The sequence below is a fragment of the Streptomyces sp. CNZ287 genome (assembly GCF_007827615.1).
In genome coordinates this window covers 55,999-74,070 of the sequence record NZ_VISV01000026.1, presented here as the reverse complement: position 1 = coordinate 74,070, position 18,072 = coordinate 55,999, and the positions used below count along the sequence as shown (strand labels likewise).

12 protein-coding genes are annotated in these 18,072 nt (G+C 72.1%); 4 read left to right on the top strand and 8 right to left on the bottom strand.

All coding sequences use genetic code 11. The annotated features are described in order from the left end of the window. Positions 1-152 precede the first annotated feature (152 nt). Entirely contained in the window at positions 153-752 is a 600-nt protein-coding gene (locus FB457_RS32475) for a hypothetical protein (protein WP_145784188.1), read from the bottom strand. 2 nt (positions 753-754) lie between these two features. Further along, positions 755-1,951, bottom strand: coding sequence for an AAA family ATPase (locus FB457_RS32470; protein ID WP_078898315.1), 1,197 nt, complete (start codon positions 1,949-1,951; stop codon positions 755-757). A 1,295-nt stretch (positions 1,952-3,246) separates the two neighbouring features. Between FB457_RS32470 and FB457_RS32465 the strand changes: the two genes are divergently transcribed. Next, positions 3,247-4,473, top strand: a complete 1,227-nt coding sequence (locus FB457_RS32465) for a YncE family protein (RefSeq protein WP_145784186.1) — start codon at positions 3,247-3,249, stop codon at positions 4,471-4,473. Between the two features lie 90 nt (positions 4,474-4,563). Here FB457_RS32465 and FB457_RS32460 read toward each other — a convergent pair whose 3' ends face one another. After that, positions 4,564-5,655: a methyltransferase domain-containing protein gene (locus FB457_RS32460; RefSeq protein WP_047016679.1), complete on the bottom strand. Its 1,092-nt coding sequence runs from the start codon at positions 5,653-5,655 to the stop codon at positions 4,564-4,566. 193 nt (positions 5,656-5,848) lie between these two features. Here FB457_RS32460 and FB457_RS32455 point away from each other — a divergent pair, with 193 nt between their 5' ends. Beyond that, complete coding sequence (locus tag FB457_RS32455) at positions 5,849-6,448, top strand: DinB family protein (protein WP_047020096.1); 600 nt, start codon at positions 5,849-5,851, stop codon at positions 6,446-6,448. A gap of 240 nt (positions 6,449-6,688) precedes the next feature. Continuing rightward, complete coding sequence (locus FB457_RS32450) at positions 6,689-7,108, top strand: helix-turn-helix domain-containing protein (RefSeq protein ID WP_052770347.1); 420 nt, start codon at positions 6,689-6,691, stop codon at positions 7,106-7,108. 51 nt (positions 7,109-7,159) lie between these two features. Here the strand turns inward: FB457_RS32450 and FB457_RS32445 are convergent, their stop codons facing one another. Both FB457_RS32445 and FB457_RS32440 read right to left on the bottom strand, forming a co-directional pair. After that, the gene (locus tag FB457_RS32445) at positions 7,160-7,756 is read right to left on the bottom strand and encodes a ClpP family protease (protein ID WP_047016680.1); all 597 of its coding nucleotides are present in this window, start codon (positions 7,754-7,756) and stop codon (positions 7,160-7,162) included. A 2-nt stretch (positions 7,757-7,758) separates the two neighbouring features. Next, positions 7,759-8,406, bottom strand: a complete 648-nt coding sequence (locus tag FB457_RS32440) for a ClpP family protease (RefSeq protein ID WP_047016681.1) — start codon at positions 8,404-8,406, stop codon at positions 7,759-7,761. Positions 8,407-9,074: 668 nt separating this feature from the next. On the opposite strand from FB457_RS32440, the gene FB457_RS32435 reads away from it, so the two are divergent. After that, positions 9,075-15,173: a PAS domain-containing protein gene (locus FB457_RS32435; protein ID WP_145784185.1), complete on the top strand. Its 6,099-nt coding sequence runs from the start codon at positions 9,075-9,077 to the stop codon at positions 15,171-15,173. A gap of 48 nt (positions 15,174-15,221) precedes the next feature. Here FB457_RS32435 and FB457_RS32430 read toward each other — a convergent pair whose 3' ends face one another. The 3 genes from FB457_RS32430 to FB457_RS32420 form a co-directional block, all read right to left on the bottom strand. After that, positions 15,222-16,874 (bottom strand): long-chain fatty acid--CoA ligase, encoded by a 1,653-nt coding sequence (locus tag FB457_RS32430; RefSeq protein ID WP_047016683.1) that lies wholly within the window; start codon positions 16,872-16,874, stop codon positions 15,222-15,224. 226 nt (positions 16,875-17,100) lie between these two features. Continuing rightward, positions 17,101-17,661: a SigE family RNA polymerase sigma factor gene (locus tag FB457_RS32425; RefSeq protein ID WP_047016684.1), complete on the bottom strand. Its 561-nt coding sequence runs from the start codon at positions 17,659-17,661 to the stop codon at positions 17,101-17,103. A gap of 135 nt (positions 17,662-17,796) precedes the next feature. Further along, the gene (locus tag FB457_RS32420) at positions 17,797-17,922 is read right to left on the bottom strand and encodes a hypothetical protein (RefSeq protein ID WP_486589220.1); all 126 of its coding nucleotides are present in this window, start codon (positions 17,920-17,922) and stop codon (positions 17,797-17,799) included. Positions 17,923-18,072: the final 150 nt, after the last annotated feature.

Sequence of the window (18,072 nt, the reverse complement as noted above, 5' to 3'; positions counted from 1 at the left end):
TAGGCAGCCACTTTGGGGTGAGCCTCTAAGATCGGGGGCCCACCTCGGTCCATAACGGGCAGGCCACAAGCCAGCCCGAGCGCGGTCAGCTTAAGAGCCCCCGATCTCTCACCCCAAAGCAGCTCCCGCCCAAACCCGCTCCACCGACCCTCCTAGCCTCGCAAGCTGCGCGCCAGTTCCTCTACTCGGTATAGACAGCGCGCCAAACTTGGTGACTCTTGAGCAGCCACTCGCGGTCGCCACATTTGCTCGCCGAATTTAGAAATATCAGAGGCGTAAGTCGGCCCAATCGATGCCCCAGATCTTTGATCCGGCACGAGACCATCCCTAATATCCCGCCGTCGCGATTTGCGCGCAAGGTTGATTATTTCCTGCTTGGGGTTACCTAGCTGATCCTGATTATTCGGAATCTTATTAAAGGGGACGCTCAAGAATTCCGCCATGGCCTCACGATCAGCCAGAAGCCATGATTCCAACTCCGTTACGGCTATGCGGAAAACCATATACTCCGAAGGAATGGGAAGCCATTTAGCCTTCTCTTCCGCAACGCACCCATCGACTGAGTCCATATCTACAAGAACAAACCAAGGAATATGCTGCGCAGCCTTGTTATATGCGGGCAATTTCTTTAAAAGATCATTCTTCCCCTTCCCCCCTTGGAACATTTGAACGCTGAGGTTAAACTCATTAAGTATTGCGCGTACGGCACCCTGATCTGAGACCCCCTCTACCGCGGCAATTACCTGGTTCACAGCTATCCCCCGAAAAAGCTGATTTGCCCAGCATCTTGTGGAGCTGTGCTCTTCCTCAGGACATCCCCGAGAGGAACACCTGCCTCGACGAGCGCCTGAATGTCCTCCATCTCAGAAAGTACATGAACGGAGGTACCCTCATTTTTTGGGGTCAACACTAGTACCTCATTTGACCCAATTCCTGGGTCACTCAAAATCTCTGTGGAGTGAGAACTGACAAGAATTTGCCGCGTAGACCTACGCTGCACCCTTGCGAACATCTGGGGAATAAACCGGACGACCTCGGGATGGAGAGAAAGTTCGGGCTCTTCCAACAGCAGGGGCCCTTTGGATTCTGTCACCGACCAAAGAAGTCCTAGCAGGCGTAGCGTCCCGTCAGAGAAATGCGACTCGTCTTGCCATGCTCCGTTGGGGCGCCAATGCTGATACTTTCCCTTTAGATGTGGCACCCCTCGGACATCAGGTTCTAGCTTTAGTTCCTGCAGTTGCGGTACGGCAACTGTTAGAGCTTTTACGATCTTTCGGAGTCGCGCCTCGCGCGTTTTCACAGTCGTGCGAGCGATCTGCTCCAGAAAGTCACCGCCGAATGGGTCATTCTTCTTTCCCACCGATCTATCCGGTTCACGCACAAGCTGAGGAACGATATGCAGATAGTTTAGGCTCGCGAAGAAATCGGCAACTGTGCGGAATTTGCGATTCACGTTCACTTGTTCTAGATGTGTTTGCTTCTTCCTTTCAGGGTCGGATTCGTCTTCAGAATCCGGCCGCTCAATGATGCTTCTTCCTCGGTATTTTACAACTTCTGATTCAATTTCTGGCCGTCGATTATTGTCCTGCTTGAATTGGAGTTCGTACGTCCACTCATCTGGAACGGAGTCATTGCCTATGGTTACGCGCAATGAGATCGAAGAGTAGCGCCGGGCGGCCAGCGCCCTTAGCGTACTCACGCCGCCACGTTTAGCTACCGCAGCTTCAAACCCTCCACCGACAGAAACGATGTCGCTCAAGAATCGAAAGCAATCTAGGAAGTTGGACTTCCCCGAGGCATTAGGTCCAACCAAGAACATCCTTGGGCGCAGCTCCACGGAGAAATTTGTGAAATTTCGCCAATTCCCTACCCGCAGACTCGTAAAACGAAGATTCTTTCGATCAATGGGTGCCTGTTCGACGTTCTCAACGTCTCGGTCTGTCGTCACCATCCACTCCCATAAATGTCACGATGCAGTCTCCGAATATGACACTAGCAGGAGGCGAGGCGTCATGTGGCAGATTTGTCGATCTGCCACGACGGAACTCGAGTATGCGTGCACAATCCATAGGCACCCGCTTACAGAGCGGTCGCTTGGCGTTTCCTAACTACATCAGAACCCGCTGGACGCACTGCGGTCACAGTTGGTGGCATCGAACTCGACTAGGTCATGCCTGGGCATTCACCCATGGCAAGACCCAAGTCTAGCGTGAACCTCACAACTCCTAGGCGAGATCCCAGCGATTATCAGCCACAGTATGCGACGTAGCCCGGGGCTATCCGCAGCAGCCGATGGTGGTCGCGGCAAGAGGTCTTGATGCCCCAGCCCTATTACAACGGTGGCTTGGGTTCGCGGGTGGCTTGCGGCACATACCACGCCAGGGCCCAAGATATCTGCTTTACTTCGGCATACCCCCGAGGTTCATGGCTACCGGAACAGCAGAGTGGGTAACGCGGTCTGCGACCGCCTCAAGGAAATGAACTCGCTCCGATCTTTCGCGCGCCAGCGGGCTTGATCAGCAACCAAGGTAGCTACAACACCAAGCACCGTACCCACGGCTGTCGCCAGAAGCGTCGACCACTGCATGCGCCCCCCTGAAGATCCTCATTGACTGCGTTCTCCCTCCCAGTCAGCAGTACAGCAGCGGAGTACAGCAACCACAGCAACCTCACGTGCCCAGCGGTGTCCGCCCGAGACCGTGAAGCTACGTTTATGACCTCAGGTAACCGGTCTGGCTTGAGCTACGGATCAGAAGGTTGCAGGTTCGAATCCTGCCGAGCGCGCACAGGTAGAAGCCCCGCAGACGACATCTGCGGGGCTTTTCGCATGCCGTACAGCGAGGGGTCGTCCCGCCACCCCCATGCCCTTCGGCTGGTTTCCGACCGCAGCCGTGCCCCTTCGTGACTCGCCTCGGCGTAGACCTTGCGTTTGGGCAGTCGACTGGTTCTTGTCCGCGGGCGCGGGTCCCGCGGGGGCGTTGGCTCCTGACCTGGAAGCGGAGTAACGGATTCCGAAGGAGTGGCGCAGGGATGGTATGGACGCGTCATTCTGTCGCACATCGCGGCAGACCCCTTCGTAGCAGCAGGAGGTCACCCATCCTTCGCTTACCCAGACGCGTGGCGGGCATCGGGTTCGCCGCGTTGGCCAGCTCGTTCGCGCTCTCGCTTCCCTCAACTCCTGCCACCGCCACACCCGCTACGGCGAGAGCGACGGCGGTCGGGCTGCCCCTCTCGTCGTACTGGGAGATGGTGGTCGAGAGCAGTCGTCAGAGAGTCTTCCTCAGCGATCCGACCGGGGACAGCGTCCTGGTGACGGACTACGAGGGGCAACCCGTTGCGCACCTGACCGGCATGCCTGGCGCCTCCGGGCTTGCGCTTTCACCTGACTCCCGCACCGTCTACGTGGCTCTCAGGGATGCCGACGCCATCGCCGCGATTGACACAGGGACGCTGGTGGAGGCCGCGCGCTACGCCACAGAGGGCAGCACGCCCGTGTCGTTGGCGCCGGCCGGGGGGAAGATCTGGTTCGGGTACAACGGTGACGATCCGTTGGCGCCTGGCGACATCGGATCGCTCGACCTGTCGGGTGCGCAGCCCGTGCTTCAGACAGGGCAGGGCGGGAATTGGCATTCGGCGCCCTTGCTCGCCTCGGCGCCCGCGGCTCCGGATCGGCTCGTGGCCGGGGAGAAGAATCTGGCGCCGGCCTCGATCGGGTCGTACGACGTCAGCACCGGTACCGCGCAACTGCTGGGCAAGCAGCGTGACTTCGGACCCGACGGCAGTGACTACCTGACGGATCTCGCGGTGAGCGCGGACGGTGAGAGCTTCGTGCCCGCGACCGATGTGTTCCCCGAGACCCAGGTCCAAGTCTTCGATATCGATGACCTGTCGTTCCGCGGCGCCTATCCAACGCCCGCTCGCGCCAACTCCGTCGACATCGCACCCGACGGCACCGTCGCCGCAGGCACCTACCTGTCCGACGGCGACGACCTGCACGTGTTCAAGCCGGGAGCGTACGCTCCGCTGCAGAGCGTCGACCTCGATCTGGATCCGTCGAGCTATCTCCCGCCCCGCGGGGTTGCTTGGGTTCCGGACCGGAGCCGGATCTTCGTGGTCAGCCGGGGCGCCGACAACTTTTCGCTCCACGCGCTGGACGGCGGGTTCGGGACCGCGCAGACTGCTCTGACGCTCGATGCTCCGGACACCTCGAAGAAGAACAGGGAGCTGACCGTCACCGGCGCCCTGGCTCCGGCAGGGACCTTCGGTCCCGGCACTGCCGTGACCGTGACCCGCTACGACAACGGCCACCCGGAGGGCTTCCCCGGCGGCAGCGTCACCGTGGACGACAACGGCACGTTCTCCTTCACCGACCGGCCCGGCGAGCCCGGTCCGGTGACGTACGAGGTGTCTTACGCCGGCGACGACTGGCACACGCCGATCAGTGGTGACGCCACCGTCGAAATCACCGGGTAGACCAGCCACCCGCCGCGGTCCCCTTCTTCAGCGGGACCGCGGCGACACGTAGTCGTGTGCCTCCTTCTCGCCGTTCGCGGTCCAGCCGTTTCACCGCGGCTTTCCCGGTTCCAGCTTCACCACGTACGTGGGGGTGCCTGAGAGGTGGATGCGTTGGGTGTGGGTGGGGAGTAGGTCCGCTTGGATCGCGGGGGACAAGGGGGTTGGGGTGGGGAGGAGGAGTACTGCGGCGCCGGTGGGGGTGAGGAGGCGGTGGAGTTCTCGCCACCAGGCCGTGGGGGTCTTCGCCAACCGGGCCTTTGCCTCGACCTGCGTGCCCCACGGAGGGTTGCACACGATGCGGTCGACCGTCCCGTCCGGGAGGGGGAGTCTGCCCGCGTCCGCCCGTTCCAGGCGGATGCGGTCGAGCGATGCGTTCGTCTTGTTCGCGCTTGCCGCCCTCAGTGCGGTCTCGTCTATGTCGAAACCCCGGTACTGCCCCGCCTCCGGGTGGGCCAGTGCCGCCTCGATGAGCACCGTGCCCGCGCCGCAGCACGGGTCCAGGACCGTGTGGCCGCGGCCGATGTCCGCCAGTCTCGTCATCGCCGCCGCCAGCGGCGGGTGCAGCGTTCCCGGTACCGTCGCCTGCTTGTACGGGCGGCGGTGGAGCGGGCGCGGGGTGATGCGGAGCATCAGCGTCGCCTCGGTGCCGTCCAGCGTCAGGCGCCACGACGCGTAGTCCGGCGGGGGTGCCCCCTTCGTGCGGCGCGCGTGGTACGGCACCTTCAGGCGCGCCGCCAGTGCGTTGCCGACCGCGTCCTCCGCGTCGTACCTGTTGAAGCTCCGCCTCCCCAGGAAGGACGCCGATACCTCCACCCCCTGCGGGTTCACGGTGCCTTGTCCTGCCAGGGTGTCGCGGTGGTCCAGCAGTCCCGCCGGGTCGGTTTCCGCGGCGAGTTCCGTCAGGGCCGGGACCGCCGATTTTCTCGTTCCTACGTCTCTCCCCCTCGCCGCCAGCAGAAACACGTCGTCCGCCGTCCGCAGGCCCGTCACCCCCGCGTCGTACGGGCGCCAGGCCCTGAAGTGCACGGAGCGGTGTCCGACCGCGGTGATGCTGCCCAGTTCGCGTTGCAGGATCTCGGCCGCCAGCTGCGGTTCCAGACCGCGGGCGCACCGAGCGACGAAGTGTGCGTCGTCGCGCATGATGACTGTTCTTCTCCCACGCCAAGGCCCGGGACGGCGCCACGCCGCCCCGCCTCGTCGGCGACGGGGGATCCTCGCCTCGCCGACGGCGCCTAGCGCAGGTGGAAGAAGTACATGCCCCCGATCCTACTGCCGGCGCCCCCGGCGCGGGCGGATGGTGGGCATCCGTCCGTGCAGTGCGATGCTGGTGGGCATGGCCGACACCGATCACAAGGCGGACCTCCACCGCTATCTGCAGGCCGCCCGCGAAGCGCTGCTGTGGAAGCTCGACGGGCTGTCCGAGTACGAGGTGCGGCGTCCGCTGACGCCGACCGCCACCAACCTGCTCGGGCTCGTCAAGCACCTGATCGGCTGCGAGACCGCATACTTCGCGGACACCTTCGGGCGGCCCTTCGGCGAGACCGTGCCCTGGCTCGACGGTCCCGACGCCGAGGAGCCCAACGTCGACATGTGGGCCACCGCCGACGAGTCCCGCGAGGACATCGTCCACCTCTACGAGCGCGCCTGTGCGCACTCCGACGCGACGATCGAGGCGTTGGCCCTGGACGACCTCGGGCGCGTACCGCACTGGCCCGACGACCGGGCCGAGGTCTCGCTGCATCGCGTGCTCGTCCACATGCTCGCCGAGACCCAGCGGCACGCCGGGCACGCCGACATCGTCCGCGAGCTGGTCGACGGCGCCGCCGGGATGCGGCTGGGCAACGGGAACATGCCGGACGGCGACCGCGCCTGGTGGGAGTCCTACCGGCGGCGGGTCGAGGACGCGGCCCGGGAGGCCCAGGGGCGCGAGTGAGTGGCGGCAGGGGAGGCGTGGTCCGGGGAGGCGTGGTCCGGGGAGCTTCGCCCGGCGAGGCGCCGCTTGGGGAGGCGTGGTCCAGGGAGGCGCGGGGCTTACGGGGTCGCCCCCGGGGGGTTCGTCGTACGGGGCTTCCCCTCCGTACCGGACCTTCCCCCTCCGTTCGCCTTCGGCGATTCTGCCGTTGGCAGATCGCCCGCCCCTTCCCTCCTCGCCCCGCCCGCCTACGCTGAGACCGTGACCCACCACGCGCCGAACCGCCCCGCCCGCGTCCTTCCCCTGCGCCCCCCCGCGCCCGACGCGGGCGACGGGCGCGAGCCGCTGTGGCGGCAGGTCGTCGGGGGTGTGCTGCGGCGGGAGCGGCTGGCCCAGGAGCGTACGTTGAAGGACGTCGCCGACGCCGCGCGGATCTCCATGCCGTATCTCTCCGAGGTCGAACGCGGGCTGAAGGAAGCCTCGTCCGAGGTCCTCGCCGCCGCCGCGCAGGCGCTCGGGCTGCGGCTGGCCGACCTGCTCGTGCTCGTCCACGGCGAGATCGTCCGCCTCTCCGCCGTACGCGACCGGGGGCGGGACCGGGAGCGGCCCGCCGGGCTGTCCTCCGTCACCGAACTGCCCAGCGCCCGTTCGCGCTCGGGCGACGTGCGGCTCGCTGCCTGATCCCCCCGGGGCGGCGGCGCGGCGGGGCGGCCCCCGCCGCGCCGGCCCCCGTCAGAGGTGGCGCTTGCTGATCACCTGGTCCGCCAGGCCGTACGCCACCGCGTCCTGCGCCGTGAACACCTTGTCCCTGTCCGTGTCCGCCCGCAGCGTCGCCACCTCGTGGCCCGTGTGCCGCGCCAGCACCTCCTCCATCTGCGCCCGGATCCGCAGGATCTCCTTCGCCTCCAGGCTCAGGTCGGACACCGTGCCGCGCCGCACGCCGCTCGCCGGCTGGCCCAGCAGGACCCGCGCGTGTTCCAGGACGAAGCGGCGGCCCTTCTCCCCGCCCGCGAGCAGCACCGCCGCGGTGGACGCCGCCTGGCCGACGCAGTACGTGGAGATGGGGGCGCCGACGAACGTCATCGTGTCGTAGATCGCCATCAGCGAGGTGTACGAGCCGCCGGGTGAGTTGATGTAGATCGAGATCTCGCTGCCGGGGCTCGCCGACTCCAGGTGGAGGAGCTGGGCGATGACGACGTTCGCGACGCCGTCGTCGATCTCGGTGCCGAGGAAGATGATCCGTTCCGAGAGCAGCCGGCTGTAGATGTCGTACGCGCGCTCGCCGTGCGCCGTGCGCTCGACCACGTTCGGGATCGTGTACTGGCTCATGGTCACAGCCCCATCCGTCGCTTCGAACCTGCCGGGCGGATGTCGGCCAGCGACTCGACGACCTGGTCGACCATCCCGTACTCCTTCGCCTGCTCCGCCGTGAACCACCGGTCGCGGTCGCCGTCGCGCGAGATCGTCGCCTGGTCCTGGCCCGTGTGCTCGGCGAGGAGGCGTTCCATCAGCGTCTTGCTGTACGCGAGGTTGTCCGCCTGGATCTCGATGTCGGCCGCGCTGCCGCCGATGCCCGCGGAGGGCTGGTGCATCATGATCCGCGCGTGCGGCAGTGCGAAGCGCTTGCCCTTCGTGCCGACCGTGAGCAGGAACTGCCCCATGCTGGCGGCGAAGCCCATGGCGAGCGTGGCCACGTCGTTGGGGATGAGCCGCATCGTGTCGTAGATGGCGAGACCGGCGTGGACGGAGCCGCCGGGGCTGTTGACGTAGAGCGCGATGTCGGTACGCGGGTCCTCGGCGGAGAGGAGGAGGAGCTGCGCGCAGACGCGGTTCGCGGAGGCGTCGGTCACCTCCGTGCCGAGGAGGACGATGCGCTGGCCGAGGAGTTGCGCGGCCAGGTGGTCGTCGAACCTCGACGGGGGCGGTGAGTCCTCTTCTTCCGCGCGCGGTGTCAGGGCGGTGCGGGCCGGTGGTGTCATCGTGCCTCCCTCGTGGACGGGTGCTGCTTGCCGTGCTTCCACGGTCGGCCGGAGGCGGCCGGAAGGGGAGGGATCTTTGCCCGGGGCAGATTCGCCCGTGGCAGAGGTACGGCGAGGGCGGGGAGCCGGGGGGCGTCGGCGGGTACGGGCGATGTGTTGCGTCGGGGCGCTTTTGACGCACGGTGTGCTTCCACGCCCCGCGCCCCGCCGGACCGGGACCTGTGTCCAGCCGGTGAAGAAACCGCCGACGACCAGCCGGCGGCACGAACGGCGGCGCGACATGCGTCAGGGCGGTGGCGCGCGGCTCCCGCGGCCGGCCGCCGGAATCGTCACGTTCCGTCTACGTGCCGCCCGTCCCCCGGTCCCGTTCTTCCCCTACCCTGCCCCCGGCGCCGGGCAGTTGACGCCCGGGGCCGTGCCGCCCGTACCGCCGGCCGACGGCACGGTCCCGGGACCCCTCCGGCCGCCCCCCGGCGGCACCCCGCGGAGTTGTGGTGGCGGCGTGACGATTCTCATCCGCCGTCCCCCGGGCAACGGGGGACCGTAGACTCCTCTCGTGGCACGGCCACCGGCGCGCACGGGGTGTACGCGGTGCGTACGGGAAGCGCGACGGCGCGAAGGCCGGCCGCACCGCACAGCAAGAACGGTCGTCGAGGAGGAAGTTCGTCGTGAGCAGCCGGCCATCCCGAGGCGCTGCTCGCCTCGCCGCCATACTCGACGCGCTCCCCGACGCGCTGCTCCTCGTCGACACCAACGGCACGGTCGTCGCCGCGAACCGCGTCGCGCTGGAGACCTTCGAGCGGCCGGGCGCGGCGGTCGTCGGCCGCGGGCTGCTCGATCTGCTGCCGGACTTCGACCCGCAGCTCATCCCCGGTTCCATGCGCCGCCCCCGCGGCGACTCCACCGGTTCCGTCGCGCCCGACGCGGGGCTGCGCCCCGAGGAGCGGACGAAGCCGCTGCGCACGGCCGCCCGCCGCACCGACGGCAGCGCCTTCCCCGCCGAGGTCACCAGCGCCGACCTGGAGGACGGTCCCGGCGGCGAGTCCCCGTACGCGCCCGGCCACCACTACACGGGCGACGAGCTGCTGATGCTCGTCGTACGGGACCTCACGGGCTCCGCCGAGATCGAGGCCGAGCTGCACCGGCAGCGCCGCCAGACCGAGATGATCCTGCGCGCCGCCGCCGAGGGCATCGTCGGTACGGACACCACCGGCAAGGTCGTCCTCGTCAATCCCTCCGCCGCGCAGATCCTCGGCTACCGCGCCAGCGAACTCGGCGGCGCCGACCTCCACCCCCTCATCCACCACTCCCGCCCCGACGGCACCCCCCTGCCGTACGAGGAGACCCCGATCGCCGACACCCTGCGCTCGGGGCGCAAGCACCGCGTACGCGGCCAGGTGCTCTGGGGCCGCGACGGGCAGCCGGTGCCGGTGGACATGACGACCGCCCCGGTGCGCGACGGCGACCAACTCGTCGGCGCCGTCCTCGCCTTCACCGACCGGCGGCGGCGCGACGCGCTGGAGGCGCGGCTCGCGCAGTTGCAGGCGGTGCTCGACGTCGCGCTGCGCGGCCCGCTCGACACGCTCCGCGCGGAGCTGCACACGCTCGTCGACGACCCGGCCGGGCAGCTCTGGCCCGAGGCCAACCAGACGCTGCGCCACCTCTCCGCCGGCTACGGGCGGATGACCGCGCTCATCGACAGCGTCCTCGACTTCCAGCGGCTGGACTCCGGCAAGGCGCGGCTCGCGGTGGAGACGGTGAACCTCGAGGACGTGGTGCACGCCGCGACCGAGGGTGCGGACGAGCTGATCGGCCCGGGGCGGGCGCAGTTCGTCGTGCATGCGCCGCAGATGGAGATCGAGGCGGACGGGCGGTGGCTGGCGCTGGCACTGGCGCACCTGATCGCGGAGGTCGCGGGGATCGACGCCACCGGGCAGCGGACGGCGGGGGCGTCGGACGCGCCGGTGGTGGTGGCGGCGGCCCGGCGGGGCGACGTGGTGCGGATAGAGGTGCAGGGGCCGCGGGGGGCCGGTACCGCGGGCGGTTCCGGTGGTACGGGGGCGGCGGCCGGGGCGGGGTCGGTGCACGAGCCGCTGGCGCGGGGCGTGGCGCTGCTGCACGGCGGGATACTGCAGACGCACGAGGTGCCGGGGCAGAGCGGCGGCGCGTATCTGCTGGAGGTGCCGGTGCAGGCGGCGGGGCCCGCGGCGCGGGTGGCGCGGGGGCGGGAGACGTCGGGGCGCGGCCGGGACACGGGGAACGAGACGACGGTCATGCCGGGCGCGGAGGCACCGGGGAGGGGGACGCCGGGGTCTTCTGCGTCGTCGGGTGGTGCCCCGGGCGGGGCCGGGCCGGGTGGCCGGTCCGCCGGATCCGGGAGCGGTACGGGCGGCGGCGTAGCGGACGGTACGGCCGGAGGCGGGGCTTCCGGCGGCGGTGCCGGGCGTACGGGCGGTAGGCGGCGGCGGCGTGCCGCTCCCCCGGCCGAGCAGCCGGGCGACGGAGCGGGGACACCCCCGCGCGGTACGGGTGTCGGCGGTACGGGTACGGGCCGGCGCCGGCGCGGGGCGACACCGGCGGCGGGGGTGCCGGCGGGTGCCGCGGCTCCCGGTGGGCCCGGCGGGGACGGTGCGGGGGCGCCCGCGGAGGGCGTCGCGGTGGCGGGGCTGCCGCCGGGGCAGGGCGCGCATGACGGTGCGGGGCGCGGCGGTGCGGATGCGGCAGGCGGTCGCGGGGCCGGTGCGGCGGAGGCCGGCGGGCCGGCGGTCGTCCAGGACCCGGGCCACACGCCGGGGCACGGTACGCCGCAGGGTGCGGCGGCGCCCGAGGCGGTCGGCGGCGTCGCCGGGCAGGCGGCTCCCGGAGGCCCGACGCCGCCGCACGGCACGAGCGGGGCCGGTGGACGCCGGCGGCGGGCGGTGCCGGAGGGGGCGCAGGGCGCGTACGACGGCGGGAGCGGTGCGCCGGCGCCGGGTGGCGGCGGCGCGGACGGCGCACGGGACGGCGCACGGGACGGCGGGCCGGACGGTGCGGAGGCCGGGGCCGTCGCAGCGGCGGGCGGTACGGGCGATGCGGGCGGGGCCGGCGTCGTGGACACCGGCGCGGCGGCGGTCGGGCACGCCCTCCCCGGTACGCAGGGTCGCGGCCGTCGCCGCCGGCCCGTGGGCCAGGGCCCGGGCGGCCCGTCGCAGCAGGACCGCCCCGAGTCGGGCGACCCCACGACGGGCGCCCGCCGCAGGCCCGTGGGACGCGGCCCGGCGGGGCCGGAAGGATCCGGGGGCGGGCAGGGCGGACCGGCCGATTTCGAGGGGCGGACCGCTCCGGTCGGCCCCGGAGAGCGCGGCGGTCAGGGCGGGTTCGACGGCCCGGGTGGACCCGAGGGACCGGACGACCCGATGGGGCCGGACGACCCGATGGGGCCCGGAGGTCCGGGCGGCCCGATGGGGCCCGGAGGTCCGGGCGGCCCCGGAGGGCGCGGCGGACCCGGTGGTGGTCAGGCAGGTCCGGGCGGGCCCGGCGGGCCGGTCGGCCCCGCGGCGCCCGGCGGCCCCGGCGGACGGGTCGGCCCCAACGGCCCGGCCGGTCCCGGCCCGCTGCCCCCCGGCGGCCCCACCGCGCACACCGGCCCCGGCGCCCCCATGGGCCCGGGTGCGCACGCCGAGCCGGCAGCCCACCCTTCGCGTACGGGCCACACCCCCGGCCACGCCGAACCGCAGGACCCCGCCGAGTACGACGACCCGGCGGCCCCGGGCGGCCACCCGGCGCGCGGTCGCCGGGGCGGGCCCGCGTACACGGCGGGCCCGGGTGAGTACGACGACGCGGGCCGCGGCCCTTCCCGTGCGCGGCAGTCGGCCGGCGGACACGACGCCCCGGCGGGCCGCCCCGGTGTGCGCGACGAGCGGGGCGGGTACGCGGACCCCGACGCCCCCGCGGGCGAGTACGGCAACGCGGCCGCGCCCGGCCCCCGGGCACGCGGCAACCCGGGCGCCTACGCGGGCCGGGGCGACCCCGGCGACCCGGTCACAGGCGAGTACGACGACGCGGCGCACCCGGGCGACGCCCGGTCCCGTATGCGGAACGACTCCGGCGGATACGCGGGGGCGCCCGCCCCCGGCGACTACGACGACACCGGCTACGCGGGCCCCGGTGACCCCGAAGACCCGGCCGGCAGCGGCGCGTACGACGACGCCCCCGGCCGCGGCCCCGCTCGGGCGCAGCGCGACCCCGGCCGATACGCGGAACCCGACGGCCCCCGCGGCCCGGCCGGGGCGTACGACGAGCCCGCAAGTGCCGGACGCGGGCCCTCCGTTGCCCCGGGCGGCACCGACGACGCGGTTTCCGCCGGGCGGTTGGAGCCCGCCGATCCCGCCGGGCGCCGGGGCGGGGCCGGGCATCCCGCCGCCCTGCCCGCCGGGCAGAACCCCGGGGCCCCGCAACTGCCCCAGGGCACCACCGACCCCGCCGTACGGAACCAGGGCACCCCTGTGCCTCCCGGCGGTGTCGGTCCCGCGCAGCCGCAGCACCCCACCGGACGGCGCCGCCGCCCCGCCGCACCCGCCGACGCCCCGCAGGGCGCGCCCGCGCTGCCCCCCGGTCCCGCGACCCCGGACCCGGACACCGGTCCCTACCCCCATTCCCAGAACCCCGGCGGCTACGACGACGCCCCGCCCCCCTATGCCGCGCCCCGGCCCCGCCGGCGCACCGGCCGCCCCGTGCAGGACCCCGACACCGGCCCCTACCCCCACGACGGCGACCGCGGTGCCGCCGACGGCGACGACACGGGCGAGGTCCGTACCGTACGCACCTCGCAGACACCGCACCCCGGCCACGGCGCTACGGACGCCCCGCAGCCCCGGCGCGGCACCCCCGCCCCGGCCGTGCCCGCCCAGCACGACCCCCGTACGCAGGACGCCCCCCGCACCCACGGCGGCAACGTCCCGCGCCAGCACGGCCCGCAGGCCCCGGCCGCCCAGGCACCCGCAGCCCAGGCCCCCGCCGCCGGCCACACCCCCGCGCCCGTGGACCCGCGGCACGGGATGCAGACCCCCGCCCGCGGCGTCGACCCGCGCCGCGCGACAGCCGACCCCGCCGCCGCCCAGGCGACCCCCGCCCCGCCCACGGTCCCCGCGCAGGACACCCCGCCCGTGGCCGCGCCCCAGGGGCCGCCCCGCAACGCCCCCGACCCCGCCCACGCCCAGGCCACCCCCGCCGACGCCCCCGGATCCCGCCCCGCCGCGTCCGGCTCCGCCCAGGCCCCCGCCGGCCGCGGCGGCGCCACCCGCTTCGCCCGCTCCGCCGCGACCCCCGCGATGCCGGCGCTCCCGGCGCAGCAGTCGGGCCCCATCAGCGTGCGCACCCTCGGCCAGGGCGTCGCCTACGTCGACCAGCCCGGCTCACCGGCGCAAGGCGGCCAGGGCACCCAGGGCGGCCGGGGCGGCCCGTCCTCCCAGGGCGGCCAGGACACCCAAGGCGGCCAAGGCGGCCAAGGCCCCCGGAACGGCCCGGGTCCCCAGAACGGCACCGAGGACACTCCCCGGGACCCCCGCGACACCCACGGCCAGCACACCGGCACCCACGGCCGGAACGCCCCCGCCGGAGCCCCGGCCCACGACCCCCACGACCCCCACGACCCGTACGACCCCGCCCACGACTCCGCGTACGACCCCTACGCCGGCGCCCCCGCGCACGCCCCCACCCACGACCCGTACGACTCCGCCGACGAGCACACCGGCAGCCGCCGGCGCCGTCTCGGCGCCGGGTCCCCCGGGGACGGCACGCCCCCGCGCGGTGGCGACACGCCCCCCGCGGATGCGCCCCAGCAGCAGCACACGCAGCACGCTCAGCACCCGCCTCACGCGCCCCACCGCCCCGCGCCCCGCCCCGGCACCACCGCCCGGCGGGACGCCATCGGGCGCGCCTTCGCCATAGGGGCCCCCGACGCCTCCGCCGCCGAGGGCCCCGAGCCGCTCGACGGGCGCCACGGCGTCATCGAGGTCGCCGCGCAGGACCCCGAGACGACCCCGCTGCGGCTCGACGACGAGATGCCGCCCGAGCCGCTGGACAACCCGCGCCGGCTGCTCGTCTGGCCCGAGCCCGACGCCGCCACGCAGCAGGCGCTGACCGCGCGCAACTACCGCCCCGTCGTCGTCCACTCCCGCGAGGAGCTGGACGCGCAGATCTCCGTCTCCCCCGCGGGGCTCTTCGTGGACCCGCTCACCGGCCCGATCACCCGCACCGCGCTGCAGTCGCTGCGCAAGGCGGCGGTGGCCGCGTCCGTGCCGGTGCTGGTCACGGCCGGTCTCGGGCAGGCGACGCGGGAGGCGGCGTACGGGGCGGACCCGGCGGTGCTGCTGAAGGCGCTGGCGCCGCGCGACAGCGAGCAGCACCCGCCGCGCGTGCTCCTCTTCGAGGAGAACCCCGACATCGCGGACGCGCTGGCGGCGACACTGGAGCGGCGCGGGATGCAGGTCATGCACGCCACGTCGGACGAGGCGGCGGTGGACCTGGCGACGCGCTTCCGGCCGAACCTGGTCGTGATGGACCTGATGCGGATCCGCCGCCGGCGTACGGGCATCGTGGACTGGCTGAACGCGAACGGGATGCTCAACCGGACCCCGATGGTGGTCTACACGGCCGTGGACATCAACCGCGCGGAACTGCCGCGGCTGCGGTCGGGGGAGACGGTGCTGTTCCTGGCGGAGCGGTCGACGAGCGCCGAGGTGCAGAACCGGATCGTCGACCTGCTGGCCAAGATCGGCACCACGTAGCCGGCACAGTGGCCGGCCGCGGGTGCACACCCTCCGCCCCCGGCCCGCTCACAGCCGCGTCACCGTCAGCTCCCCGTCCGCGTACCGCCGCCGCAGCACCTTCTTGTCGAACTTCCCCACGCTCGTCTTCGGCACCTCGCCGATCCGCGCCCACCGCTCGGGCAACTGCCACTTCGCGATCCGCTCCCCCAGATACGTCCGCAGCTCCTCGTCCGTCACCTCCGCCCCCTCGCGCAGCACCACCGCCGCCAGCGGCCGCTCCTCCCACGTCTCGTCCGGTACGGCGATGACCGCCGCCTCCGCGACGTCGGGGTGGGCCATCAGATGGTTCTCCAGCTCCATCGACGAGATCCACTCGCCGCCCGACTTGATGACGTCCTTCGCCCGGTCCGTCAGCGTCAGATAGCCGTCGGCCGTGATCGTGCCGACGTCGCCCGTGCGCAGCCAGCCGTCCTCGCTGAACTTGTCGTCCGGCCGGAACGGCTCCCCGTCCGCGCCGCCGTAGTACGCGCCCGCGATCCACGGCCCGCGTACCTCCAGCTCCCCCGCCGACTCGCCGTCCTTCGGCAGCAGGCTCCCGTCGGGGCCGCGCAGCCGCGCCTCCACGGTGGCGGGGAAGCGGCCCTGCTTCAGCCGGTACGGGTACTCCTCCGCCGGTTCGAGACCGGCCGGCGGGTGCGCGATACAGCCCAGCGGCGAGGTCTCCGTCATGCCCCACGCCTGCACGACGCGGATGCCGTGCCGCTCCTCGAAGCCCTTCATGAGCTGGGGCGGGCAGGCGGTGCCGCCGACGATGGCGGTGCGCAGGGAGGAGACGTCGCGGGGGCGGGCGTCGAGCTCGTTGAGCAGGGCCTGCCAGATGGTGGGGACGGCGCCGCTGATGGTGGGCCGGCAGGTCTCCATCATCTCGGCGATCGGTCCCGGCTGGAGAAAGCGGTCGGGCATCAGCAGGGACGTGCCGGCCATGAAGGCGGCGTGGGGCAGGCCCCAGGCGTTGACGTGGAACATCGGCACGATCGGCAGCGCGAGGTCGTGGACCGTGATGCCGAAGGACTCGGCGGCGAGGACGCCGAGGGAGTGCAGGTAGACGGAGCGGTGGCTGTAGAGGGTGCCCTTGGGGTCGCCGGTGGTGCCGGAGGTGTAGCAGAGGGCGGCGGCCTCGCGTTCGTCGAGGACGGCCCAGTCGTACGACTCGGGGCGGCCGGCGAGGAGTTCCTCGTAGTCGTGGACGGTGACGTGGGTGCCGTCGAGGGCCGTACGGTCGCCGGCTCCCGCGACGACGACGTGCTCGACGGCGGGGAGGTGCGGCAGCAGCGGGGCGAGAAGGGGGAGGAGGGTGCCGTTGGCGAGGAGGACGCGGTCGCGGGCGTGGTTGATGATCCAGACGAGCTGGCGCGGGTCGAGGCGGAGGTTGAGGGTGTGGAGCACGGAGCCCATGGCGGGCAGCGCGAGGTACGCCTCCAGGTGCTCGGCGTTGTTCCACATGAGGGTGCCGACCGGCTCCTGCTGCCGTACGCCGAGTTCGTCGCGGAGCGCGTACGCGAGCTGCGCGGCGCGGGCACCGACCTCGGCGTAGGTCCTGGACCGCGGTGGCTCGCCGGATCCGGTCCAGGTGAGGACCCTGGCGGCGCCGTGGATGGTCGAGCCGTGGGTCACGATCCGCGAGATGGTCAGCGGTACGTCCTGCATCGTGCTCAGCACGGAGGGCCTCCCGGGGGTAAGACACGCAGAGACACGCAGCGGTTACGCGCCAGTAGACGGTGGCGCTGATTCTGGTGGCGACCGGGCACCTTGTCACTACCTCGGGAGGGGGTGACTGTCCGCCCCGGTACCCCCGTGTACGTCTCCCGCGCAGGCCCCCCGCGCGTGCTCATACGAGAGCAGCCGTGCGGCCCGTACGACAAGCCGCGGCACGCTCCTCAGGCCCCTAGGCCGCCTGCGCCATCTCCCCCAGCCCCGTGTCCTCCCGGAGCTTCGCGAGCGCCCGCGAGACCGCGCTCTTCACCGTCCCGACCGACACCCCCAGCACGGCCGCCGTCTGGGCCTCGCTCAGATCCTCGTAGTACCGCAGCACCACCATCGCCCGCTGCCGCTCCGGGAGCCGCAGCACCGCGCGCCACATCGCGTCGCGCATCGCCTGGTGCTCCGCCGGGTCGGGGCCGGGCACGGGGGCGGGCTCGGGGAGGTCGTCGCCCGCGGCGTACTCGTCGACGCGGCGCTTGCGCCACTGCGAGGTGCGGGTGTTGAGCAGCGCACGGCGTACGTAGCCGTCGAGGGCCCGCGGGTCCTCGATCCGGTCCCAGGCCAGATAGGTCTGCGCCAGCGCGGTCTGCAGCAGGTCCTCGGCGTCCCACGGGCTGGTGGTGAGGGAGCGCGCGGTGCGCAGCAGCACCGGTCCGCGCAGGTGCACGTACGCCGCGAAGGTCGGCAGGGGCGGTCGTGCGGTGTCCGCCGCCGCGGGGGCGTCGGTGGTGCTGGCTGTGGACATGGCTCCACGCTAGGAGCGGTACCCGGGTATGCGGATCGCCCGTAGGTCGCGATGCGGGCTCCACCCGAGGGAGTAGGTGCCGAGCCGGCCGGACCTCCCGTAGGTGGAGGGCCGGCCGGCGGACCCTTCGGGGTACTACGTCCGGGGGCCCATGATCGCGACCGGCGCGTCCACGACGTTGCGGTCGATGACGATCCGCTTGCCGCCGTGCCGCTCCTCGACCATGCCCGCGTACTGGTGATCCGGCGGTGCGGCCGCCACGCGGCGGGGTCGACGTGCGGCTCACCGTAGAGCGTGGGCGCGGTGCGCCAGCGGGCGGGAGGCCCGTACGCGGGACGGCGGGGGGCGCGGGACGTACGCGGCACGCCCGGGCCCGTACGAGCCGGACACCCCCCCCGGGGGGGGCCCGGA

Coding starts and splice junctions, on each gene's coding strand:
- FB457_RS32470 (WP_078898315.1), bottom strand. CDS start 1,951: ATGGTGACGACAGACCGAGACGTTGAGAACGTCGAACAGGCACCCATT.
- FB457_RS32465 (WP_145784186.1), top strand. CDS start 3,247: ATGGTGGTCGAGAGCAGTCGTCAGAGAGTCTTCCTCAGCGATCCGACC.
- FB457_RS32460 (WP_047016679.1), bottom strand. CDS start 5,655: ATGCGCGACGACGCACACTTCGTCGCTCGGTGCGCCCGCGGTCTGGAA.
- FB457_RS32455 (WP_047020096.1), top strand. CDS start 5,849: ATGGCCGACACCGATCACAAGGCGGACCTCCACCGCTATCTGCAGGCC.
- FB457_RS32445 (WP_047016680.1), bottom strand. CDS start 7,756: ATGAGCCAGTACACGATCCCGAACGTGGTCGAGCGCACGGCGCACGGC.
- FB457_RS32440 (WP_047016681.1), bottom strand. CDS start 8,406: ATGACACCACCGGCCCGCACCGCCCTGACACCGCGCGCGGAAGAAGAG.
- FB457_RS32425 (WP_047016684.1), bottom strand. CDS start 17,661: ATGTCCACAGCCAGCACCACCGACGCCCCCGCGGCGGCGGACACCGCA.